Annotated in this window: 19 protein-coding genes; 9 read left to right on the top strand and 10 right to left on the bottom strand. The window is 65.5% G+C overall.

Annotation, left to right across the window (positions count from 1 at the left end; genetic code table 11):
- Positions 1 to 314 precede the first annotated feature (314 nt).
- Positions 315 to 1178 carry a 4-hydroxy-tetrahydrodipicolinate synthase gene (gene dapA / locus PST29_RS14045; protein ID WP_060839033.1) on the top strand — a complete coding sequence of 288 codons (864 nt, stop codon included), beginning with the start codon at positions 315 to 317 and terminating at the stop codon, positions 1176 to 1178.
- 200 nt (positions 1179 to 1378) lie between these two features.
- Here the strand turns inward: dapA and PST29_RS14040 are convergent, their stop codons facing one another.
- Together PST29_RS14040 and PST29_RS14035 are read right to left on the bottom strand one after the other, a co-directional pair.
- Complete coding sequence (locus PST29_RS14040) at positions 1379 to 2035, bottom strand: ribonuclease T2 family protein (RefSeq protein ID WP_060839032.1); 657 nt, start codon at positions 2033 to 2035, stop codon at positions 1379 to 1381.
- A gap of 180 nt (positions 2036 to 2215) precedes the next feature.
- On the bottom strand, positions 2216 to 3571 hold the full coding sequence (locus PST29_RS14035) for an HD domain-containing phosphohydrolase (protein WP_060839031.1): 1356 nt from the start codon (positions 3569 to 3571) through the stop codon (positions 2216 to 2218).
- Positions 3572 to 3770: 199 nt separating this feature from the next.
- Here PST29_RS14035 and PST29_RS14030 point away from each other — a divergent pair, with 199 nt between their 5' ends.
- Genes PST29_RS14030 through PST29_RS14015 form a run of 4 tightly spaced genes read left to right on the top strand, consistent with a single transcriptional unit; the run spans position 3771 to position 9887 of the window.
- The gene (locus PST29_RS14030; protein WP_060839030.1) at positions 3771 to 5687 is read left to right on the top strand and encodes a GGDEF/EAL domain-containing response regulator; all 1917 of its coding nucleotides are present in this window, start codon (positions 3771 to 3773) and stop codon (positions 5685 to 5687) included.
- Positions 5684 to 6670: a cytochrome-c peroxidase gene (locus PST29_RS14025; protein ID WP_060843426.1), complete on the top strand. Its 987-nt coding sequence runs from the start codon at positions 5684 to 5686 to the stop codon at positions 6668 to 6670. Before PST29_RS14030 ends, PST29_RS14025 begins: the two co-directional genes overlap by 4 nt.
- Complete coding sequence (locus PST29_RS14020) at positions 6667 to 8481, top strand: DAHL domain-containing protein (RefSeq protein ID WP_060843425.1); 1815 nt, start codon at positions 6667 to 6669, stop codon at positions 8479 to 8481. The genes PST29_RS14025 and PST29_RS14020 overlap by 4 nt, the downstream gene beginning before the upstream one ends.
- Entirely contained in the window at positions 8469 to 9887 is a 1419-nt protein-coding gene (locus tag PST29_RS14015) for an ATP-binding protein (protein WP_060839027.1), read from the top strand. Before PST29_RS14020 ends, PST29_RS14015 begins: the two co-directional genes overlap by 13 nt.
- 43 nt (positions 9888 to 9930) lie before the next feature.
- Here the strand turns inward: PST29_RS14015 and PST29_RS14010 are convergent, their stop codons facing one another.
- From PST29_RS14010 to PST29_RS13980, 7 genes are all read right to left on the bottom strand, one after another.
- Complete coding sequence (locus PST29_RS14010) at positions 9931 to 12501, bottom strand: bifunctional diguanylate cyclase/phosphodiesterase (protein ID WP_060843424.1); 2571 nt, start codon at positions 12499 to 12501, stop codon at positions 9931 to 9933.
- A 219-nt stretch (positions 12502 to 12720) separates the two neighbouring features.
- Positions 12721 to 13680 (bottom strand): GDP-mannose pyrophosphatase NudK, encoded by a 960-nt coding sequence (gene nudK / locus PST29_RS14005; RefSeq protein ID WP_060839025.1) that lies wholly within the window; start codon positions 13678 to 13680, stop codon positions 12721 to 12723.
- On the bottom strand, positions 13677 to 14666 hold the full coding sequence (locus PST29_RS14000; RefSeq protein ID WP_060843423.1) for an SMI1/KNR4 family protein: 990 nt from the start codon (positions 14664 to 14666) through the stop codon (positions 13677 to 13679). Before PST29_RS14000 ends, nudK begins: the two co-directional genes overlap by 4 nt.
- Before the next feature lie 67 nt (positions 14667 to 14733).
- The gene (locus PST29_RS13995; RefSeq protein ID WP_164990737.1) at positions 14734 to 15045 is read right to left on the bottom strand and encodes an AzlD domain-containing protein; all 312 of its coding nucleotides are present in this window, start codon (positions 15043 to 15045) and stop codon (positions 14734 to 14736) included.
- Entirely contained in the window at positions 15045 to 15743 is a 699-nt protein-coding gene (locus PST29_RS13990) for an AzlC family ABC transporter permease (protein ID WP_060839022.1), read from the bottom strand. The genes PST29_RS13995 and PST29_RS13990 overlap by 1 nt, the downstream gene beginning before the upstream one ends.
- A gap of 409 nt (positions 15744 to 16152) precedes the next feature.
- Positions 16153 to 17349 (bottom strand): enoyl-ACP reductase FabV, encoded by a 1197-nt coding sequence (gene fabV / locus PST29_RS13985; protein ID WP_060839021.1) that lies wholly within the window; start codon positions 17347 to 17349, stop codon positions 16153 to 16155.
- 277 nt (positions 17350 to 17626) lie between these two features.
- Positions 17627 to 18658, bottom strand: a complete 1032-nt coding sequence (locus tag PST29_RS13980) for a lysozyme inhibitor LprI family protein (RefSeq protein WP_060843422.1) — start codon at positions 18656 to 18658, stop codon at positions 17627 to 17629.
- A gap of 173 nt (positions 18659 to 18831) precedes the next feature.
- On the opposite strand from PST29_RS13980, the gene PST29_RS13975 reads away from it, so the two are divergent.
- From PST29_RS13975 to PST29_RS13960, 4 genes are all read left to right on the top strand, one after another.
- The gene (locus PST29_RS13975) at positions 18832 to 19581 is read left to right on the top strand and encodes a substrate-binding periplasmic protein (RefSeq protein ID WP_060839019.1); all 750 of its coding nucleotides are present in this window, start codon (positions 18832 to 18834) and stop codon (positions 19579 to 19581) included.
- The gene (locus PST29_RS32420; RefSeq protein ID WP_060843421.1) at positions 19578 to 20171 is read left to right on the top strand and encodes a hypothetical protein; all 594 of its coding nucleotides are present in this window, start codon (positions 19578 to 19580) and stop codon (positions 20169 to 20171) included. Before PST29_RS13975 ends, PST29_RS32420 begins: the two co-directional genes overlap by 4 nt.
- A 22-nt stretch (positions 20172 to 20193) precedes the next feature.
- Positions 20194 to 20463: a hypothetical protein gene (locus PST29_RS13965; RefSeq protein ID WP_060839017.1), complete on the top strand. Its 270-nt coding sequence runs from the start codon at positions 20194 to 20196 to the stop codon at positions 20461 to 20463.
- A 138-nt stretch (positions 20464 to 20601) separates the two neighbouring features.
- The gene (locus tag PST29_RS13960; RefSeq protein ID WP_060839016.1) at positions 20602 to 21414 is read left to right on the top strand and encodes a DeoR/GlpR family DNA-binding transcription regulator; all 813 of its coding nucleotides are present in this window, start codon (positions 20602 to 20604) and stop codon (positions 21412 to 21414) included.
- Between the two features lie 179 nt (positions 21415 to 21593).
- Here the strand turns inward: PST29_RS13960 and PST29_RS13955 are convergent, their stop codons facing one another.
- Positions 21594 to 22661 (bottom strand): alpha/beta fold hydrolase, encoded by a 1068-nt coding sequence (locus PST29_RS13955; protein ID WP_060843420.1) that lies wholly within the window; start codon positions 22659 to 22661, stop codon positions 21594 to 21596.
- Positions 22662 to 22773 lie beyond the last annotated feature (112 nt).

The following is a 22773-nucleotide window of genomic DNA, read 5'->3' as shown; positions in this document are numbered from 1 at the left end:
ACCCTGGCAAGCGAGTCGGGTTCGAGGATTGACAAAGCCCGCGCCGGCTTTTACAACTGTGCACCTGATTTCAGAGTCTGCCGAACCATGTCACAAGCCCCGACCCTCGATTCTCGCGCCATTGGCCTGCTGGCCAAGGCCGGAGCCTGGGTGGCTTGCAACTCTAAATCGAAGAAACAGTCGCTCATGTGACCGGGGCGCTGTGTCCCGTCAGATGAGCTGACAGGACATCAAGCGCGACGGACCTCCCCCCTGCTTACCGCCCTTCTACTCTTCTGACGACGACCCGACGGTCAACCATCAGGAGAACACGCATGTCATCGTTTCAAGGAATCTGGGTCCCCATCGTCACGCCCTTTCACAATGGCGCCATCGACTTTGCCGCCCTGCGCCGGCTCAGCGCCCATCTGCTGGAAAGCGGCGTGGCCGGGCTGGTGGTCTGCGGCACCACCGGCGAGGCCGCGGCCCTGGACAAGGACGAGCAACTGGCGGTGCTCGACGCCGTGCTCGAACAGGCCCCCGCCGGGCGCGTCATCATGGGCCTGGCGGGCAACAACCTGAAATCGCTGCTGAGCCTGCAGCAGGAAATCCTCAAGCGCCCGGTGGCGGCCCTGCTGGTGCCCGCGCCCTATTACATCCGCCCCTCCCAGGCGGCCCTGGAAAGCTTCTTCCACAGCGTCGCCGATGCCTCCAGCGTGCCGCTGATCGTCTACGACATTCCCTACCGCACCGGGGTCAACCTGGACAAGGACACCCTGCTCAACATCGTGCGCCATCCGCGGATCGCCGCCGTCAAGGACTGTGGCGGCAGCCTGGACAAGACCCTGGCGCTGCTGGCCAGCGGCGCGGTAGAGGTGCTGTGCGGCGAGGACCTGCAACTGTTCAATGCCCTGTGCCTGGGGGCCAGCGGCGCCATTGCGGCGGCGGCGCACATTCGTCCGGAGTTGTTCGTGCAGTTGCAGCGCCAGGTCATGGACCAGCAGCTGGATGCGGCCAGGGCCAGCTTCCGGCAACTGGTGCCCTTGATCCAGGCGCTGTTCGCCGAACCCAACCCAGCGCCGGTGAAGGCCCTGCTGGCCCATCAGGGTCTGATCGAGCCACACCTGCGGGCCCCGATGCAGGATTGCAGCGCTGCCACCGCCGCCCACCTGCAACACCTGCTGGCCGGCCTGCCCTGAAGGGCTTGCCCTACGGATCATCGGCATTGCCGTGCCTGCGGCCCGTAGGAGCTGGCTTGCCAGCGAAAGCGTCCTCAAGCCCGATGCAAGGTGCGAGGGCCTCTTCGCCGGCAAGCCGGCTCCTACAGAGGCGGGGGGGGCACAGTGGCGCGGCAATCCCGATGCCCGCAAACGCCGATCGCTGCGGCGCGCGGGCGCTCTCAGCGGATCGGCGGGATGCGGATGTCGCCGGCCCGACACTGGGTCTTCACCCCTTTGCCGCACGGGCCGAACTCCAGGTCCCGGGTCAGGCACACGCGCACCTCGGACAGCTCGGGACCGCTGCAGAGAATGGCGACGCCGTTTTCACCGATGCCCGGGTTGCTCTGGCGCAACTGCCGGGCAATTTCAGTGGCGGGCAAGTAGCGCACCGTGGTCGAAGGCTGCAGGACCTCGGGAATCTTGACCGAGCCCAGGGCCCTGTCCGCCGCGTCCAGGTAACCCATGCCCCCCAAGCCGCTGCAGGTGCCGTGCTTGGTCCACTCATGGTTCATCAGCTTGGCGGTGGGAAACAGGGTCAGGCCCTTGGCCCGCTCTTGCGGGGTCAACGGGGTCAGGGGTGGACAGGATTCGGGCCAGCCGCCCTTGGCGTACTGCGGCCACAGGCCGTGGAGGACCAGGCCGTAGCCCTTGCCCGAGCATTGCTCGTTTTCCGGGTGCATCAGGCAGAAGGTCGGCGACCAGGACAGGGTCAGCAGGTAGTAGTCGAAGGTCCCCGCCACCGAGTCCCGCTGCTGTTTGGGCTGACGTGCGTCGCTGATGCCCACCAGCCCCAGGGTCAGCACCAGGGCCGCCATCAGGGCAAAAAACTTTCTCATCGTGACCTCTCCTTGTGGAATCGAATCGTCCTGGCCCCGCCATCGGGGTGGAGCCGCCGGCACACCGCTCCACCTTCTTGGCATGCCGGGGTTGCAGGAACATGACATGCGCCGCGCCTGTCCCGGCAAAGCCGGCCAGGCGCGGCGGCGACAATACAACAGGCAGGCGCTCAGGCGCGATCAGTGACCAACATCCAGTGCCGCGACCTGCTCGGGCACGCTGACAAAGACGCTGTAGCGGGCCCCTTCCATGGCCTCGAAGGCGATCAGCTTGTGCACCAGCGGCTCGCTGAGCACCTTGCCGGCATTGAGCAGCAACATGCCGTTGTCGGCATTGAGGTTGCGACGCAGGACCATCCCGGCCTGCAACTCCCGGGTGCCCAGGACCCTGACGCTTGGATCATCGACGGTCACGTCACTCAGATAGGCCGCGCAGACCTGGACGAAGCTTTCCACCAGATTGGGGTCGTACAGGCGACCGGCGTACTTGCGAATGAACAGCAGGGCTTCGTCGCTGTTCATGTGGCGCTCCAGGATCAGCCCGCACTGCAACTCGATGAAATCCACCGCCAGCTTGAGCAGGCGCGAGCCCCAGGGAATCGCCTCGCCCTTGAGGTGCCGGGGAAAACCGCTGCCGTCCCAGCGTTCCTGGTGATGCAGGATCAGGCGTGCCGCGTCCTGCATCGGCTCCAGGGCCATCAGCACCGACTCGCTCTGCTCGGGATAGGCCCGGTAGCGCTCCTGTTCGGTATGGCGCAACAGGTCCGCGGGGGCGACCAGCATGGCATCGCTCCAGCTCAGCTTGCCGATGTTGTACAGGGCGGCGGCCATGGCCAGGTCGCGGCTGGCGCTCTCATCCAGGCCATGGGCTGTGCAGCAGGCGCGCACCAGCTCGATGATCTTGCGGTTGGTCTGCTTGTCCGCCGGCAGGCGCAGGTTGGCCAGCAGCGAGAACACCTCGGTGGCGGTGACGTAACTGTGCTTGAGCTCCTCATAGGCCAGGTCCAGCATGTCGGCGGTCTGCTGCAGCTCCGCGGTGCGTGACGCCACCCGCTGTTCCAGCCCGGCATTGCTGGCCTTGAGCTGGCGGTTCTGCTCCAGCACCAGTTGCTGCAGGCGCTTGAGTTCACGTTCGGCCTGCTGGTGCTCCAGCCCCTGACGCAGGATCAGCAGCAGTTCTTCGTCATTCCAGGGTTTGCTCAGGTATTGGTGGATCTGCCCCTGATTGACCGCCTTGATGATGGTGCTCACGTCGGCGTAGCCGGTCAGCAGAATGCGCCGGGTGCCCGGGTAGCTCTCGCGCACCCGGGCCAGCAAGGTGGCGCCGTCCATGTTGGGCATGCGCGCGTCGCTCATCACCAGGTCAACCGGACGCTCGGCGAGCATCTCCAGGGCCCTGGCGCCGCTGTCGGCCAGTAGCACGTCATAAGGTTGGCCGCGCAGCAGGCGCCGCAGGCTGTTGAGAATCGATTCTTCGTCATCCACCAGCAACAGGCAGGGACGCCGGCCAGGTTCGACGGACTGCGGCTCTTCCATGTGATGCATCTCCCGGTGATCCCTTGGATTGGCCGGACACCCCTGACAGGCCACCGGCCAGTTGCTCGATTGCCTTGGCAATCCTAGTCATATTTTGCTTTTGCGCTCTGGCCCAACGTTGAAAAAACCTCCGCAGGTGCAGAACACAGTGACTATGCTCACAGCGTTGAACGCAGGCTCAGGGCACTAGGGACGGTCTATGGATACTGGCTGCGACCCGCAGACAACAGCGCAAGACACTCCGGGCCCGCCCTCTGCGCGGGTCAATCGGCGAGTGCTGATCGTCGATGACAGCCCGGAGATCCACGAAGACTTCTACAAGATCCTCGCCCCGCGGCAGGCACCGGACCTGGGCCCGCTTGAGGAGCAACTGTTCGGTCAAGCCGCGCCTGGCCCCGCGCCGACCTTCAGCCTGGACTCGGCATTCCAGGGCCGCGAAGCCCTGGCCAGGGTCGAGGCGGCACTGGCCCAGGGCACGCCTTATGCCATGGCCTTCATCGACATGCGCATGCCGCCGGGCTGGGACGGCCTGCAAACCATCGAACAGCTGTGGCTGGCCGACCCCGAGCTGCAGATCGCCCTGTGCACCGCCTACTCCGACTACTCCTGGGAGGCCCTGGCCGAGCGCCTGGACTTCGGCGATCGCCTGCTGATTCTGAAAAAACCCTTCGACAGCCTGGAAATCCGCCAGATGGCCAGCGCCCTGACCTGGAAATGGCAGATGGCCCAGGACGCACGGAACAAGCTCGACGACCTGCAACGGACCATCGAGGAGCGGGTCGCCGAACTGCTCAAGGTCTCGCACCTGCTGCACTACGATGCGCTCACCGGGCTGCCCTCCAGCACCCTGCTGGGCGACCGCCTGAGCCAGGCCATGGCCCGGGCCCGGCGCTATGGACAACAGCTGGCGGTGCTGTTCCTGGGCCTGGACCGTTTCAAGCGGATCAACCAGGCCCTGGGCTACCCGGCCGGCGATGAACTGCTCAAGCGTATCGCCCAGGGCCTGCAGCAAAGCATGCGCGAGTCGGACTCGGTCTTCCGCTACGGCTCCGACGAGTTCGTGGTGCTGGTGCATGACCAGCAGCCGCCGCCCCAGGTGCGCAGCGTCGCGCAAAAACTCCTGGCCACGGTGAACCAGGTGCACGACATCGCCGGGCACGAACTGCAGGTCACCGCCAGCCTGGGGATCAGCCTGTATCCCGAGGATGGCCAGGACGCCCTGACCCTGATCAAGAAGGCCGAGATGGCCATGCGCAACAGCAAGGACCAGGCACCGGGCCGCTACGGTTTCTTTACCGAGGACATGACCCATCGGGCCCGGGAACAGCAGCACCTGGAGTCGGGCATTCGCCAGGCCCTGGAGCATCGGGAGTTTGTTTTGCACTACCAGCCAAAAATCCACCTGGCCTCGGGCCAGGTGGTGGGGGCCGAAGCGCTGATCCGCTGGTTCAGCCCGCAACGGGGCTGGGTCAGCCCGGCCCAGTTCATCCCGGTGGCCGAGGACAGCGGCCTGATCAACGCCGTCAGTCGGTGGGTGCTGGGCGAGGCCACCCGCCAGTCCCGCGCCTGGCAACAGGCCGGGCTCGCACCGATCCGCCTGTCGGTCAATCTGTCGCCCAGCGATTTCCGCCAGCCGCAGTTGCTCGCCCAGTTGCAGAGCGCTCTGCAGGACAGCGGCCTGGACCCGACCCTGCTGGAGCTGGAAATCACCGAAGGGGTGCTGATGCAGAACGTCGAGGCAACCCTGGTCACCCTGCTGGCCATCAAGACCCTGGGGGTGCGCCTGGCGGTGGACGACTTCGGCACCGGTTACTCCAGCCTCAGCTACCTGCGCAAGTTTCCGCTGGACGTGCTGAAGATAGACCAGTCCTTCGTCCACGGCCTGAGCCACGACCCCAAGGATGCGACCCTGGTCAGCGCCATCATCCAGCTGGGGCGCAACCTCAACCTGAACGTGATTGCCGAAGGGGTGGAGACGGCGCAGCAGCTGGCCTTCCTGACCCAGCAAGGCTGTGAGGAAGGCCAGGGCTACTACTTCAGCAAGGCCCTGCCGGCGGCAGACTTCGCCCGGTTCCTGCAAGGGCGGGCCGCACCCGCCGGGCAGGGCCAGCCATGAACCGCGCAGCACCTGCGGGCCGGCCGCGGCGGCGCCACCTGGGCGTGGCGCTCTGGTTGTTGCTCGGCATCGCCCTGCCCGCCCTCCCGGCGCCCCTGGACGAACCCCTCAAACCCCTGCCCGCGGTCCCCGACCTCGACCCGGGGCGGGTGGAACTGGGGCGCCGGCTGTTCAACGAGCCGCGCCTGTCCCAGGACCACAGCCGCTCCTGCGCCAGCTGTCACCGGATGGACCACGGCGGCGCCGACACTCAGGCCAAGTCCCTGGGCATCAAGGGCCAATCGACCCTGGTCAACGCTCCCAGCGTATTCAACGCCGCGCTGAACTTTCGGCAGTTCTGGGACGCCCGCGCCGACAGCCTCGAAGCGCAGATCGACCAGGTGGTGCAAAGCCCGATCGAGATGGGCAACAACTGGCCCGACCTGCTCCGCACCCTGAGTGACGACCCCGACTACCGCCAGCGCTTCGCCGAGCTGTACCCGGATGCGCTGACCGCGGCCAACGTGCGGGACGCCCTGGCCAGCTACGAACGCACCCTGCTCAGCAGCGGCTCGCGCTTCGACCAGTACCTGCAAGGCAACACCGAGATCCTCAGCCTGGACGAGAAATACGGCTACCAGCGCTTCAAGGACTACGGCTGCATCGCCTGTCATCAAGGGGTCAACATCGGCGGCAACATGCTGCAGAAATTCGGCGTGATGGGCGACTACTTCGCCGCCCGGGGCAACCCCACCCAGGCCGACCTGGGGCGCTTCCTGATCACCGGCGACGAGCAGGACCGCAACGTCTTCAAGGTGCCGAGCCTGCGCAATGTGGCGGTCACCGGGCCCTACTTCCACGATGGCTCGGCGCAGACCCTGGAACAGGCGGTCGAGGTGATGTTCAAGTACCAGCTAGGCCGGACCCCAAGCCCCCAGGACACCGGCCTGATCGTCAAGTTTCTCAAGACCCTGACCGGGCAATGGCAGGACAAGCCCCTATGAAGCTGCCCCGCCTGCCCGTCACCCTGTTCACCCTGCTGATCCTGGGCCTGGTCCTGGCGCTGGCGTTCCTCTACGTGAAGACGGTCATCGTCCAGACAGCGAACTACACCCTGTCCCGGGACCTGATCGGTCACATCAAGCAACTGAATGCCCAGTGGGAAACCGAGGTGCTCAAGGCTCGCATCGCCATCACCCATGACTACGATCCACTGGTGCTGCCGGTGCAACAGATCAATCAGCTGTGGAGTCGCTTCGATCAGGTGTCGCAGCAGGAGCACATCGACCCCGAGGCGTGGCAGGCCAGTCATCAGGCCTTCCTCGCCGCGTTCAAGGAAAAGACCGACCTGGTGGAGCGCTTCAAGTCCCACAACTCGGTGCTGCGCAACTCCCTGGCCTTCCTGCCCACCGCCGAGGACGACATCCAGAGCCGCCTGGCCGGACTGGATGACAGCCAGCGCCTGTCGCAGCAGAGCATCGCCATCGACACCTACGACCTGCTGCTCAGCAGCCTGGAGTTCGCCCAGGTGTCCAGCGACGACAAGGCCGCCGACATTCTGGTGGGGCTGAACAAGCTGGAGGTGAACAAGGAGCGCCTGCCCGAGGCCATGCACGAACCGGTGGCCATCCTCAGCAACCACGTCTCGGTGATCCTGCGCGAACAGCCGGTGGTCAACCAGTTGCTGGAGAAAATCACCTCGATCCCAGTGGCCCAGCGCCTGGACGAGATCAACGCCCTGCTCAACCGCGACCAGCTCCAGGCCGACCTGCAGGACCAGAAGGCCCATCAGTACCTGCTGCTGTTTTCGACGCTGCTGGTGCTGTTGATCCTCTATCTGGTGATCCATCTGATGCGCAGCTACGGGGTGATCCGCCGGGTCAACACCGCCCTGCAGAGCGCCAATGAACACCTGGAGCAACGGGTCGAGGAACGCACCCACGAGCTCAAGGAAGCCCAGAGCGAACTGCTGCACGCCGCGCGCCAGGCGGGCATGGCGGAAATCGCCACCAATGTGCTGCACAACGTCGGCAACGTGCTCAACAGCGTGAACATCTCCAGCGAACTGCTGAGCCGTACCCTGCGCTCCAGCAAGGCTCAGGGCCTGGGCAAGGCGATGCAGCTGATCAACCAGCACCAGGACGACCTGGGGCAGTTCTTCACTGAAGACGAAAAGGGCAAGCTGCTCCCCGGCTACCTCAACCAACTGGTCGCGGCCATCGCCAGCGAGCAACAGGGCATGAGCGACGAGCTGGCCCAGCTCGGGCGCAGTATCGATCACATCAAGGAGATCGTCGCCACCCAGCAGTCCTATGCCGGCGCCTCACGGCTGATCGAACCCCTGCGGGTCAACGAACTGATCGACGACGCCCTGCGCATGAACGCCGGGGCCCTGGTCCGGCACCAGGTCACGGTGGTCAAGGACTACGTCGAAGTGCCCGCGGTGATGGGCGACAAGCACCGCATGCTACTGATCCTGATCAACCTGATCAGCAATGCCAAATACGCCATGTCCGACCTCGACGAGCAGTCCCGCACCCTGACCATTCGCGCCCGTGTGCTGGAGGGCCGGACCCTGCGCATCCAGGTTCAGGACCAGGGCGAAGGCATCGCCGCCGAAAACCTCACGCGGATCTTTGCCCACGGCTTCACCACCCGCAAGGAGGGCCACGGCTTCGGCCTGCACAGTTGCGCCCTGGCCGCCATGGAGATGGACGGCCAGCTCAGCGTGCACAGCGACGGGCCGGGACTGGGCGCCACCTTCACTCTGGACATCCCGCTGATCGACGCCGAGAACCCCACATGGACTCATTGATCAACCGCCGGATTCTGCTGATCGACGACACCCCCGCGATCCACGAAGACTTTCGCAAGATCCTCATGCCGCAGAGCCAGGACGCCGGCCTCGACGATCTGGAGGCGCAGTTATTCGGCGCCCCGACCCGCACCCGCCAGCAGCCCTTCGAACTGGACTCGGCCTACGGCGGCGAGGAAGGCCTGAACAAGGTCACCCAGGCCCTGGCGCAGCAGCGCCCCTATGCCCTGGCGTTCGTCGACATGCGCATGCCCCAGGGCTGGGACGGGGTGCAGACCATCGAACGGCTGTGGCAGGAGGACCCGCGCCTGCAGGTGGTGGTGTGCACCGCCTACTCCGACTATTCCTGGGAAGACCTGCTGGAGCGTCTGCAGGGCCACAACCGCCTGCTGATCCTGAAGAAGCCCTTCGACAATATCGAAGTCCAGCAGATGGCCAGCACCCTCACCAGCAAGTGGGAGATGACCGCCCGTGCCCTGCTGCAGATGCATCACCTGGAGAACCTGGTGGCCCGGCGTACCGCGGACCTGGAACGTGCCGGAACCGCCCTGCAACAGGAGATCGACGAGCGCAAGCAACTGGAGAACCAGCTGGTGCAGTCGGAAAAGCTCGCCTCCCTCGGGCAACTGGCCGCGGGCGTGGCCCACGAGATCAACAACCCCATCGGCTTCGTCGCCTCCAACCTCGGCAGCCTGGCCGGCTACCTGCAACAGATCGGCCAGATGCTCAGCGCCTACCGCCAGAGCGAAGAAGCCATCACCGCACCGCAAGTGCGCGAGCACCTGCAAAGCCTGCGCGAAAGCATCGACCTGGACTTTCTCCAGGAGGACATCCCGCTCTTGATCAAGGAATCCAAGGAAGGCATCGGCCGGGTCGAGCAGATCGTCAAGGACCTGAAGAACTTCTCCCGGGTCGACAGCGATCAGCAATGGCAACTGGCGGACCTGCAACAGGGCATCGACTCGACCCTGAACATCGTCGCCAACGAGATCAAGTACAAGGCCGACCTGGTCAAGGACTACCACGAGCTGCCGCAGATCGAGTGCCTGCCCTCCCAGCTCAATCAGGTGGTGATGAACCTGGTGGTCAACGCCGCCCAGGCCATCGGGCCGGAACGCGGCACCATCACCCTGCGCAACGGGGTGGACGGCGAGCATGTCTGGCTGGAGGTGAGCGACACCGGCTGCGGCATCGATGCACAGCACCTGCAGAAGATTTTCGACCCCTTCTTCACCACCAAGCCGGTGGGCAAGGGCACCGGCCTGGGCCTGTCGCTGTCCTACGGGATCGTCAAGAAGCACGGCGGGCAGATCAGCGTCCGCAGCCAACCGGGGGTCGGCAGCACCTTTCGCGTGGAGCTGCCGATCCGCCAGGCGCCCCGGACAGCGACCGAGCAAGCGCACTGAAGCACCGCGCCCCTCCCCGGCCAAACACCCGCAACCCTTGCCCTCAGCTCATCGAGCTTCCGGCCCGGGGCGCCTGGGCGCAGAGGTGCAACAGGGCGTCGCCATCCAGGGGCGGGCTCAGGTACCGCCCCTGAACCTCATCGCAGCGAATGTCCCGCAACGCGGCAAACTGCTCCGGGGTGTCCACCCCTTCGGCCAGCACTTTCAGGCTCAGGGCATGCCCCAGGTCGACGATCGCCTGGACGATCGAACGGCCGGCCGGACTGCGACCCAGACCGGCCACCAGACCGCTATCGATCTTCAGGCCGTCCAGGGGATAGGTCCGCAGGTCCTGCAACGCCGAACAGCCGCTGCCGAAATCGTCCAGCACCAGCTGCACCCCGAGGGCCTTGAGCCCGCCCATGATGTCCTGCACCGGGCGCCCGTCGTCCAGCAGCGCCTTGTCGGCCACCTCCAGCAGCAGACGCGAAGGAGCCAGCCCGCTCTGAGCGAGCACCGAGCGGATCCTGGCCACCAGCTGGCCGCGCTGGAACTCGCAGGCCGATAGATGCACCGCCAGCTGCAGGTGTTCGGGCCAGGCCCGGGCCGCGCGGCAGGCCGCCTGCAGCACCCAGTTGCTCAGCGGCAGGATCAGCCCGGTGTCCTCGGCGATGGGCATGAACACCTCGGGCCCCAGCAGCCCGCGCTGCGGGTGCTGCCAGCGCACCAGCACCTCGGCGCCCTGCCATTGGCCGTCGCCCAGCCGATAGCGCGGCAGGAACTGCAGGCTCAACTGGTCCTGGTCGATGGCGTGACGCAGGTCGCGCTCCAGGCCGCGGCGCTCGATGATCCGCGCATTCATGTCGGCGGCGTAGAAACGCCAGGTGCTGCGCCCCGCCGCCTTGGCCTCGTACAGGGCCATGTCGGCAAAGCGCAGCAGTTCTTCGGCCTGGCTGGCATCGGCCGGGGCCCGGGCGACTCCGATGCTGGCGCTGATGAAGACTTCATGCTCGCCAATGTAGAACGGCTCCTCGATACGCTGGATCAAGCGCCGGCACAGGCCGTCGATTTCCGACTGGGCCATCTGCCCGGGCACCACCAGCACGAATTCGTCGCCACCGACCCGGGCCACCAGGTCCTCGCTGCGCAGGCAGTGGGACAGGCGCTGGGACACCTCGTGCAGCACCTGGTCGCCGGCGGCATGCCCCAGCAGATCGTTCACCGGCTTGAAGCGGTCGAGGTCGACGCTGAGCATCAACAGCGGCTCGCGCAGCACCCGCGGAGCCGACAGCCGATCTTCAAGGTATTCGCGCATGCGCATGCGATTGGCCAGGCCGGTGAGTGCATCGTGCTGGGACAGGTATTCGATGCGCCGCCGGGCCGCGACCTCCTCGGTGATATCACTGGCGGTGCCACGGTAACCGCCGCCGTCCATGGCCCGTACCGAGAGGCGGCAGATCCGCGGCCGGCGCTGACCGTCCAGGTAGGCGCATTGCAGCAGGCTCTGGGAACGCCGCTGCGAGGCGCTCAGCCAGTGGCGCAGCGATCCCTGTTCGGCGCTCAGCAGCTCATGCATCGGCCGCCCCAGGGCCGCCTCCCGGGACAGGCCGGTAACCGCCTCGAAGCGCTCGGACAGGTAGGTGAAGCGCAACTGCGGATCCACTTCCCAGATCCAGTCGGAAGCCGCTTCGGCAACATCGCGAAAACGCTCCTCGCTGGCCTCCAGCGCGCCCCGACTGCTGCGCAGGGCCTGGACCTGATCATCGATGAGTCGCGCCGCCACCGCAGAGCGCCGCAGCAGCAGGATCGCCATCAGGCCCACCAGCAGCCCGGCCAGCAGCAACAGCGGGATCACCAGCACCAGCAACTGGTGCCCCGGTCGCGTCGGCTGCCAGTGCAGGGTTCCGGCACCGTCGGGCAGGCTCAGGGTCGGCTGCGGGCTCGGCGCCCCGGCGTCGACCCGCTGCAAGCGCTCGATGCCCGCCTCACGGCCCAGCACCAGCAAACGGCTCGGGTCCAGCCACACCACGAACACCAGCACCGACTGCGGGCCGTCATCGACCGGCACTTGCGGATCGTTGCCCGGGCTCAGCACGCTGGTGAACACCAGCGCCGGTGTCCCGCCGATCGCGTGATAACGGCTGAAGACCTTGCCATCGGGCGCCTGGCGCACCTGCGCCAGCCAGGGTTGCAGCGCATCGCCGAACCAGTCCCGGGCCTCCATCGCCTCCAGGCGACCGGACACCATCGCGTAGGCCGTGCGATCGGCCGGGTCGATGACGAACACCCCGTCAAAACCCAGGTCGCGGTACAGGGACGAACCGAAGTTGTGCCGGGTGTAGGCCCAGTCCGGATCGACCTTCAGGTGCAGGTGCTGATAGGCATCGCCCCACTGCGCATAGTCCTTGACGGTGCTACGGGCATGGTTTTTCAGCGATTGCAGGGCCTTTTCGATTTCCAGGCGGTTGTGCTGCTCGGCAGCCAGGTTCTGGTCGAGGGCGATGTACACCAGCAACACGCCGGTGAAGAGGAACAGCGCCAACAGCAATCCCGAGCATCCGAGCAAGGTGGCGCGGGCCAGCGCCTGATTCGAGATGCTGCGCACCGGCGTCAGATCAAGACCTAGGTTTTCCATAGTGCTCCAAGCGCCATAGCGAAAAACCGACCGGTGTGCTCCAAGCTCACGCGGCCCGAGATGAAGCTCCTGCTTGCCTATTAGACGATAGACAGTATTTCCCCCCCGGGCCTGAAGAAACGCCGGGGGCGAAAGCCGTGCAGCCATGGCGATGGGGTCAGGGCAGGACGCCGGCGACCGGGCAACGGGCCGGCGGCGTCCGACCAGAGGCGACCGGGGTCAGTCCCGGCCTGGGCGGGGAGTCACTTTGGGCAGTTGCTGCACCTGGTGATAGATGCTCAGGCCCAGCCTCTGGGCGATCTGCACCATGGCGTCGCAGCCGGCCGAGGCACCGCCGATGCGCAGCAGCGCGTCACAGCGCTGCAGCAGGCGCTCGGCATAGGCGTGGAAGCGCTGGTTGTAGACCTCATCGCCCACCGCCCGGGACCCGGCCAGACGGGTCATGGGCAAGGCCACCCACTCCCCCAAGAGCGGGAAATGCCCGGCCTCCAGCACCTGGGCGGCGCACTGCTCCATGGCCTCGACATTGCGCGCCAGCAACAGCGGATCGTCGCCGGTGCCGGAACGGTAGGGGCCGGCCACCAACACCGTCAGGCTGCGAGGCTTGAGCACATGCAACTGCAGGTACTGCAGGAGCATGATGGTCTTGCCGTCGGCGATCTCGCCGCTCTTGATCATGTCCAGGGCCTGGTCGATATCCAGCTCCAGGACTTCGATGTCCTCGCCTTCGTGCTCCAGCCCGCCGCCCTCATCGATGCGGTCTTCGGCCTGGTAATGGCCGATGAAGAAATGCACCCGTTCGGTCACCGAGCCCGGACTCATGAACGCGTCGAAGACCTTCTGCACCTCGCCCACCCGGCAACCGGTTTCCTCTTGCGCTTCCTGGCGGATGCGCACTTCCGGGCTGGCGTTATCCAGCAGCCCGGCGGCCGTCTCGATCAGGTAACCGCTGTGATCGTTGACGAAGGCCGGCATGCGGAACTGCCGGGTCAGCAGCACCGTGCGCCGTTCCAGGTTGTACAGCAGGATCGTCGCACCATTGCCGCGGTCGTAGACCTCACGCTCCTGGGCCTGCCAGCTGCCGTCGCGGCGGCGCAGTTCGAAGCTGTATTTCTTCAGCACGTACCAGTTGTCGGAGAGGGTCTTCTCGGCGGTGATGCGGATGGTTTCCTCGCTCATGGCTGCTCCTGAGTGTGTGGGCCGGCGGGGCGAAACCCCGACAATTGTTCCAGCAACTGCACGCGGTAGGCCGGGGTCAGGGCGAACCCGCCCGCCACCTGGTGCAGATGACCGTCCGCCAGCCGCGCGCGGAACCAGTCGCGGATGAAATCCGGGGCGTAGCCGCCGGTGCTGAAGCCCTTGGCGAAGGCGATCATGTCCTGATAGACCTCCAGGTAGGCCTCTTGGCTGGGGACCGGGTAGCGGTTCTGGTACAGCCAGAACTGCAGGTCGTACAGCAGGTGCGACAGCGGGTCGGCGTGCAACGCAAAGTAGCGTTTGTCCTGGACGATGCGCAGGGCGATCTGGCGGATCAGCGGCCCCAGGTCAGGCACGTCCGGGCAGTGTTCAAGCAGCTCCTGCAGCAGTGGCGAGAACGGCGCGCTGGCGACCGTGTCCAGGTCGTCGAGGTAATCCTGCTCGGAGGTGTCATACACCTCCCAGGACACCAGACTGCGGACAAAGGCCTCGAAGTTCGGCGCCAGGACAGTCACCTCGTAGTCGCCCTCCTGGTCCACGTGCACCACCCGGGGTTCACCCTCGGGGCCGCACTCGCGGTAGTCCAGCGCGATCATGTCATGCCCGGCGGAGGGGCAATTGCAGATGTACACCCCCAGGTCCGGGTAGCCCCACTCCTCGATCATGAAGCGGCTGCCCAGGTCGCCGCCCAGGGAGTAGCGGCTGTCGCGACCGATGCTCAGGAAACTGTCGATCGCGCAGTGGTCCTCGGCCCAGGAGGTGCCCTGCTCCGTGGGGCAACAGCACAGGTGCGGGCAGCCACCGTTGTAACGCTGCATGAACGCCACATAGGACGGCGGCAGTCGATAGCCCAGCTGGGCTTGCAGCTCGGCGATCATCGCGGCGCTCGCCGGTGGCTGGTTGATCTTGCGGCTGCTGTCGTGGTCCCAGAACGCGTCCAGGTCGATATCGTGGGGGAAGTTGCTCATCCGATGCATCCGTTGCGGTTGAAGGTCGGCCTGTGCCAAAAGCTGCACAGGCTACCGCAATCCTGCCTCAGAGCCACCAGCGCAGAAGGAAAAAGAACCCCATGCTCAGCAGCATGCTGACCAGGGTATTGCGGGTGTAGATCACCAGCACGATGGCCACCAGGGAGCTCGAAAGGTAGGGATTGTCCCAGTGCAGGTTCAACTGCTGATCGGGCATGAACACGATCGGCCCGCAGATCGCCGTGAGCATGCCCGGCACGGCAAAACCGAGGAACTGCCGCGCGTTGCTGCTCAGGCGCAGCGGCAGGCGCGGTTCGAGAAACACGTAGCGATTGAGAAAGACCAGCAGGCCCATGCCGAAAATCACTGCCCAGACCATCATGCGCGCCCCCGATACAGCTTGTTGCAGACAAAACCCGCACTCATCCCCGCCAGCCCCGACAGCACCAGGGCCGAGCCCCAGTGCCAGTAGCTGAAAAGCACCGAGCAGAACAGCGACACCGCGACACAGACCACGGTGGGCACATTGCGCACCAGCGGCGTGATCAGGGCGATGAAGGTGGCGGCGATGGAAAAATCCAGGCCCAGGTGTTCCAGGCCGGGAATGCTCTTGCCCAGCACGATGCCCAGCAGGGTGAACAGGTTCCAGGCCACGTAGAAGGTCAGGCCCACGCCCAGGGCGTACCAGCGGTCGAACTGCTGCTTGTCGTGGGCGCTGGTCAAGGCGAACAGCTCGTCGGTGAGCAGAAAGCCCAGGCCCACCCGCCAGCGCCCGGGCAAGGGCGAGATCACCGAGCGCATGCTCATGCCGTAGAGCAGGTGCTGGGAGGTCAGCAGCAGCGTGGTCAACAGGATCGAGAAGATCCCCGCCCCGCCCTTGAGCATGCCGATGGCCACCAGTTGCGCGGCACCGGCGAAGACGATGCTCGACAGCCCCTGGCCCTGCAGCGGCGTGAGATTGGCCTCGATGGCCATGGAACCGGCCAGCAGCCCCCAGGGCGCGGTGGCCAGGGACAGCGGCATGATGGCGATGGCACCGCGGATAAACGCGGCGCGGGGCAGAAGAACGCTGGACATAACACCCTGCACACAGATGACGGACGCTGACTGTGCCAGCTGGCACGGCGCCTGGCTTGAACGATCTTGCGCAATTGCCCACCGCCGCGCTTTTTTTGCAACCACCAAGCAACGCAGGAGCGAGCTTGCTCGCGATGCACTCAAGAACGCCGCGTTGCCCCCGTGAACGCGGCGTTTTCGTTGACCACCATCGCGAGCAAGCTCGCTCCCACCCTTGATCAAGCGCCCGGACTGATCACGCTGGCGGCGCGAACCGCAGCGGCCACTGGCTTGCCAGCGAAGGCGTCTCCAAGACCAGCACAAGACCTGCGGGCCTCTTCGCCAGCAAGCTGGCTCCTACGGGAAACAGGGGGATGCAAACGACAACGCCCCTCACGAGGGAGGGGCGCTGGCTGATGCTAGACGCGGATTACAGCTGGATCAGGTTGCTGATCTTCACGTCCGGATCGACGTCGGCTTCGTAGTCGACCCCTTCGATCTCGAAACCGAACAGGCGCAGGAACTCATGCTTGTAACCGACGAAATCGGTCATTTCGTAGAGGTTCTCGCTGGTGACCTGGTCCCACAGCTGCTTGACCCGATCCTGGACTTCGGGTTGCAGTTCCTTGTAGTCGGCACGCAGGCGGCCTTCCTGGTCGATCACCGGCTCGCTGTTGTACAGGCTGTCCTTGTACAGGCCGTAGACCTGCTCGATGCAACCTTCGTGGCTGCCCTGCTCCTTCATCACCTTGAACAGCAGCGACAGGTACAGCGGCATGATCGGGATCGCCGAGCTGGCCTGGGTGACCACGGCCTTGAGCACCGACACCCGAGCGTCGCCGCCCAGGTCGGCCAGTTGCTGGCGCATGCCGATGACTTTCTGGTCCAGGTCCTTCTTGGCTTCGCCAATCGAACCGTTCCAGTAGATGTCGTGGGTCAGCTTCTCGCCCAGGTAGGTAAAGGCGGTGGTTTTCGCGCCTTCGGCCAGGACACCGGCGTCGTGCAGGGCGTCGATCCACATCTGCCAGTCTTCGCCGCCCATCACCGCCACGGTGCCGTCGATCTCTTCCTGGGTCGCCGGTTGCAGGGTGGTTTCCTTGACGATTTCCTTGTCAGTGTCGACACCGCGCAGGGTCACGGACTTGCCCAGGGGCTTGAGGGTCGAGCTCAGCACTTCACCGGTCTTGGGGTGGGTGCGGCGCGGCGCGGCCAGGCTGTAGACCACCAGGTCGATCTTGCCCAGGTCGCGCTTGATGGTTTCGATGGTTTCGGCCTTGACCGCGTCGGAGAAGGCGTCACCGTTGATGCTCTTGGCGTACAGGCCCTTTTCTTCGGCGAACTTGTGGAACGCCGCGGTGTTGTACCAGCCGGCGGTGCCCAGCTTGCCGTCAACGCTGCCGCGCTCGAAGAACACACCCAGGGTGTTGGCACCGCAGCCAAAGGCGGCGGTGATCCGCGCGGCCAGGCCGTAGCCGGTGGAGGCGCCGAGTACCAGTACGTTCTTCGGCCCTGCGTCGATGGCGCCCTGCTGGGTGACGTAATCGATCTGCTGCTTGACGTTGGCTTCGCAACCCACCGGATGGGTCGTCACACAGATAAAGCCGCGAACGCGGGGTTTGATGACCATTCACAATCTCCCAATTTCAATGTGCCAGGCGCCGGTAACGGCGGCGGCAGTGTCACTTGCTAAGGTCGTAGACGCTCACAATGGCTTCGCGTCACCAACTGATGGAATTTGCCCGGCAGGCCGAGGCTTGGCGCCCCCGTGCCAGCACCCTCGGGGCGACATCCAGGCGGCCAGGGCCGAGACTCTAGCAGCTGCACCGGCAGGCTTGTGCATCCACTCTGCGAAATTTCTGCGGCCACGTTCATCAACAGATGATGAAGTCCGGTCGGCCTGTGCTTCAGGGCATCCTGTCCAGCGGCAGTTGCTGGCCCTGGCTGCGCGCCTCGTACCAGCGCTGTACCACGTCCGGCAGGCGCTGCTTCCACGCAGGCTCGGTGGTGTAGTAGCGCACCCGCACTTCATCGGCGGGGCCCACCACTGCCAGCAGCGCGACCCACAACTCACCCTGGGCACCGCGCACGAAAATCGCCGCATGGGTGGTAGCCAGCCCCTGCAGCCACATATCGGTGACCTCGGCGCCCGGAAGCTCGGCCGAGGTGTCCTGGGAGAACACCGAGCCGCTGTCGAGCAGGGTCTGGTAATCCTGTTGCAGCAGCTTGCGGGCGCGCTGGTCTTCTGCCTCGGTACGCACCAGCGCGGTGGACAGCAAATCGTACTGGTTCTCCAGGATTTGCCGGGAGGCCACATAGAGCCCGTCGTAATACACCCCCGAGCCGGCGCCGCAGGCATAGGCATCGCCCTCCTGGGTCACCTGCAACAGACCGTTGCGCGGGGTGAAGCGCAGCTTGCAGCCCTCGACGCCGTAGCGGGCTTCACCGTCCTTGAGCTGCAGCTTGCCCGCCAGCGCACCGGAATTGGCACCGCCCATGGCCGACAGGTCGAAACTCAGACGATCCTCGCCGCTGCGCCGGATCACCAGTTCACCGCCGTAGAACGGGCTGACCGAGACCCGCTGCCAGGTGCCCTGCCAGCTGAACGGAATGTTCACATAGCGCAGCACCGTCAGCCGGCTCAGGTATTGGCTGCGCAGGCAGCCCAGATCGGCCTGGCACTGGTCGCGCTGCTTGAGCCATTCACGCTGGCCCAGGCGCAGCGCCTTGGGGTCCTTGGCCTCGGCCAGGGCGGCCGTCCAGGCCTTGCCCAACCGGCTGTCCAGCCCGGCGGTATAGGGGTCGGCGCAGATGGCCTTTTCACTGGCACTGGCGGCCTTGGCGCAGTCGAAACTGCTGGCCTGGGCGCCCTGGCCACAGGCCAGCAGCGCCAGCAGCAAGCCACTGGCTCGCAGGGGATGAACAAGGGGGGCGAACATGGGTCGATTCCATTCAACGAAGGCCGCGCCAGGATACCTGCAGCAGAGCCATCTGCCGACGACAAAATCGCCCCGGCATGGCCCGCCAAGGCACGCGGCAGGCCCACAGTTTTAGCGCGACAGGCGGCAACCAGTCGTACTAAGCTCTGGTTTTTATCCCCCAAGGGCACTGCATGAAATGGATGCTGCAGGCACTGTTGCCGCTGTTGAGCCTCACCGCTCAAGCCGGTGAGTTGCGCATGCTGACCGACAACCACCCGCCGCTGCACTTTCAGCAGGGCCCGCACATGACGGGCTTCGCAGTGGAGGTGGTGCAAGCCCTGGCGCAACGCACCGGCGACCCGGTGCAGGTGCAGCAACGCCCGATGCTGCGCGCCCTGCGCGATGCCAGCGAGGACGCCGACACCGCGGTGTTTACCATCCTACGCACCCAGGAGCGTGAATCCCGCTACCAATGGGTCGGCCCGCTGATGCGCACCGAAACCGCGCTGTACACCCGCAGCGGCGACACTCCGCCGATCAGCGACCTGAGCCAGGCCCAGGGCCAGATCGCCGTACCGCGCAAATGGCTGGTCTACAGCTACCTCAAGCAGCAGGGCCTGGACAACCTGTGGGGCGTCGACAGCCCGGAAATCATGATGCGCCTGCTGCAGATCGGCCGCGTGCAGTACGTGGTCGCCGACACCATGAGCGTCAGTACCTTCGCCAGCAATGTGGGCCTGCCCTTCGAACAGTTGCGCTACCAGATGCCGCTGATGCACCAGGACGCCTACATCGCCTTCTCGCCCAAGGTCGATGCGGCCCAGGTGGCCCGCTGGCAGCGGGCCCTGGACGCGATGAAAGACGATGGCAGCCTGCAAGCGTTCATGCAGCGCTGGCATATCGATCGCACGCCCCCACAGGTGGGTGAATTCAAGCCATGACCCGCCTTGTCCAATGGAGCGCCATGCCCCATCAACTGGCACTCAACTGCCCGCAATGCGGGGCCCAGGCGCGCTTCGACTTCGTCGTCTCCAGGCCCATCGCGCGCAAGGTCGATGGGCCGTTCTTCGCCGACCATCCACTGCTGGACTATCGGCAAGAGCAGGACAGCTGCGGGCACTACCGTCACTACGCCCTGTACTTTCCCGGCCTGCACGGCGACCCGACTCACAGCCTGGGTCCGCTGCCCGAAGGCTACCTCGCCAGCCACTGGCAGTGTTCACCCTACTGGTATCGCGATCACGGCCTGGACCTGGGCTCGCTGGCCTGCGAACACTGCCGGTACTCAGCGCGTCACACGCTCAACTGGCCGAGCGAGGCCTATTTTTCCGTGGTCTACAAAGGCCAGATGCTCTGGGCCTTCAACCGCGAGTCGGCGCAGGCCCTGCACGACTACCTGGAGTCAGCGCAACGCGATCCCGGCGGCTATCCCTGGCGCAGCTTCCTGCTGCACATCCCGGGGGCCTTCAAGCACCGCAAGGCGCGCCAACCGCTGACCCGCCTGCTTAAACGACTGCTGATGCCGGGCTGAGCCCCGCGCCAAGGAATGTTCCATGCCGACCTTTACCCCTGCCCGCCCGCTGCATCGCCTCCATTGCGCCGGCTGCGGCTGGCACCTGGCGATACTCGGCCAGAGCGAGGCCAGCGTGCGCAAATGCCCCTGGTGCGGCAGCCATGAATTCAGCGACCAGCCCCCCAGCCGCAGCGGCGCCGGGCAGGTCCTGCAATGCAAACACCATGGCCCGGTGGTGGTGCAGGTGCTTGACGACAACATCGACAGCCAGGACTTTCTCGACAATCTGTATTGCCCGTTCTGCCCCTGACCCGTAACGAACTGGCTCGCTGATTCTGCGAAGCGTTTTCTGACGCGCGCACGGCACTAAATCTCGTCCACGGCAGCTACATTCGCTACTATGGCGTGCCGATTTCTGCCTTTGCCGACCCGCCAAACCGGAGCTTCAATGCCTACCCCCAAGGACCTTGCCAGCGACAGCGGCGCGCCGATGATTCCCGAGCAGCGCCGCGAGCAGATCCTGCGCCAGTTGCGCAAGCATCAGGTGCTCAGCGTGCATCAGTTGATGGAGATGTTCGACTGCTCGCACATGACCGTGCGCCGGGATATCGCCCTGCTGGAACAGGAAGGCCGCGCCCACTCGGTGACCGGTGGCGTGCGCATCGCCAGCCAGTTGCACAGCGAGCCCAGCCACCAGTCCAAGGCCGTGGTGGAACTGCCGCAGAAGCAGGCCATGGCCAAGCTCGCGGCGGGCCTGTTGCACGCGGACATGACGGTCTACCTGGACGCCGGCACCAGCACCCTGGAGATCGTGCCCTACATCAAGGCGCTGTCGGGGATGACCGTGATCACCAACGATTTCGGCGTGGCCCAGGCCTTGATGGAGGCGCCCCAGGTCACGGTGATTCACACCGGTGGCCAGTTGGATCACTCCAACCATTCCTGTGTCGGCGGGCTGGCGGTGGCCACCCTGCGTCAGGTGGTGACGGACATCGCCTTTATCTCCACCAGTTCCTGGGACCTGCGCCGGGGCATCACCACGCCCTCGGCATTGAAGGTCGAGGTCAAGCAGGTGGCGATGCAGTCGGCGACCCAGGCGGTGCTGGTGGCCAGCAGCTCCAAGTACGGCACCTTCGGCATGTACAAGATCGCCGAGCTGGAGCAGTTCGACATCATCATCAGCGACGCCGCCCTGGCCCCGGCGGCAGCGGACGGGATTCGCAAGCACGGGGTGGAATTGCTGCTGCCGGCACAATCCTGAGTCAGCGGTAACCCCCAACACGTGCAATCCGTGGCGACGGAGCGTGCTCCCGCGCGTCTGCGCAGCAGACGCAATGCCTGATGCCCCTCAACGCCTGAAAGGTTGCGCCGTCCGGGTTTGGGGCGGCTGCGCCGCCCAGCGGGAGCAAGCTCCCTCGCCACCCAGAGCGTGCATGGCCGCTAGCGGGGTTTCTCGGTTTCGGCCATGAACTGCCCCAGCTCGCGGGCGTAGAACCGGGCCATGCCGGTGGTGCCATGCCCGCGGGTTTCGGCGCTGGCGGGAATCAACAGCAGGCGAGCATCTTTCACTTGCTTGAGCGCCGCTTGCAGGGTGCCGGTTTCCGGCGGGTTGCGCTCATCGTCCGCCGAGTTGATCACCAGCACCGGGGCCTGGATCCGGCCCAGGCCCGGCGCGGCGTTGTAGTCCGCCGAGGACTGCCACTGGTAGATAAAGTCGTTGGCATCGGCGCTCTGTGGCGCCTTGAGGCGCTCATCCACCAGCTTGTCGGCCTGGGCCCGGGTCGGCGCCAGCGCCTGATAGGCCAGTGTGCCGCCGCTGGTGCCGGTGGCGAACAGGGCGTTGGCCAGGCGCAGGGACGGCGGCTGGACCCGATAGTTGCCGTTGTCCCAGGCCGGATCCTGCTTGATCGACTCCACCAGCAGGCGGCGCATCATCCAGTTGCGCGACGCCATCTCGGTGGGCTGAGAGGCCATGGGCACCAGGGCGTCCATCATCTGCGGCCAGTTCTGGCCCCAGAGCCAGGTCTGCATGCCGCCCATGGAATTGCCGATGATCAGCCGCAGGTGCTTGATCCCCAGCCCCTCGGTGACCAAGCGGTACTGGGCCTGGACCATGTCGTCGTAGTTGTACTGGGGAAAGCGCGCACGCAGGCCATCGGAAGGCTTGCTCGACTGGCCGACACCAATGCCGTCGGTGGCAATGATGTAGTACTTGCTCGCGTCCAGAGGCTGCCCCGGGCCGAACAGTTCACCGCCAAAATCCTTGCTCAGCAGGTCGCTGGCCGGCCGGTAGGTGCCGTGCAGGTAGAGGATCGCCGGGTGCTGGGGGTTGCCCAGGGTGATGTAGTGCAGTTTCAGGTTGGCCAGCTGTTCGCCGTTGTGAAAGGTGAATTGCGGGGCGACCCAATCACCCTCGGTGGCCGGCGGCAAGCTCGCGGCCGCGGCCAGGGACATACCACCCAGGGACAGAATCAGGCCGAACGCGGCCCGGCAGACAAGACGCTGCATGAAAAAACTCCTGTGTTTATCGCTACGAATCATCGCAAGCCGTTCGTGGCCTGCGTACCCTCTGTAGCCGCTGCCGCAGGCTGCGCAAGGCACCGCAGGGGCCTCGGTGGCC

Origin of the sequence: Pseudomonas sp. St29, from assembly GCF_001547915.1 — a bacterium.
Lineage (GTDB): Bacteria > Pseudomonadota > Gammaproteobacteria > Pseudomonadales > Pseudomonadaceae > Aquipseudomonas.
This window is presented reverse-complemented; position numbering and strand designations above follow the sequence as displayed.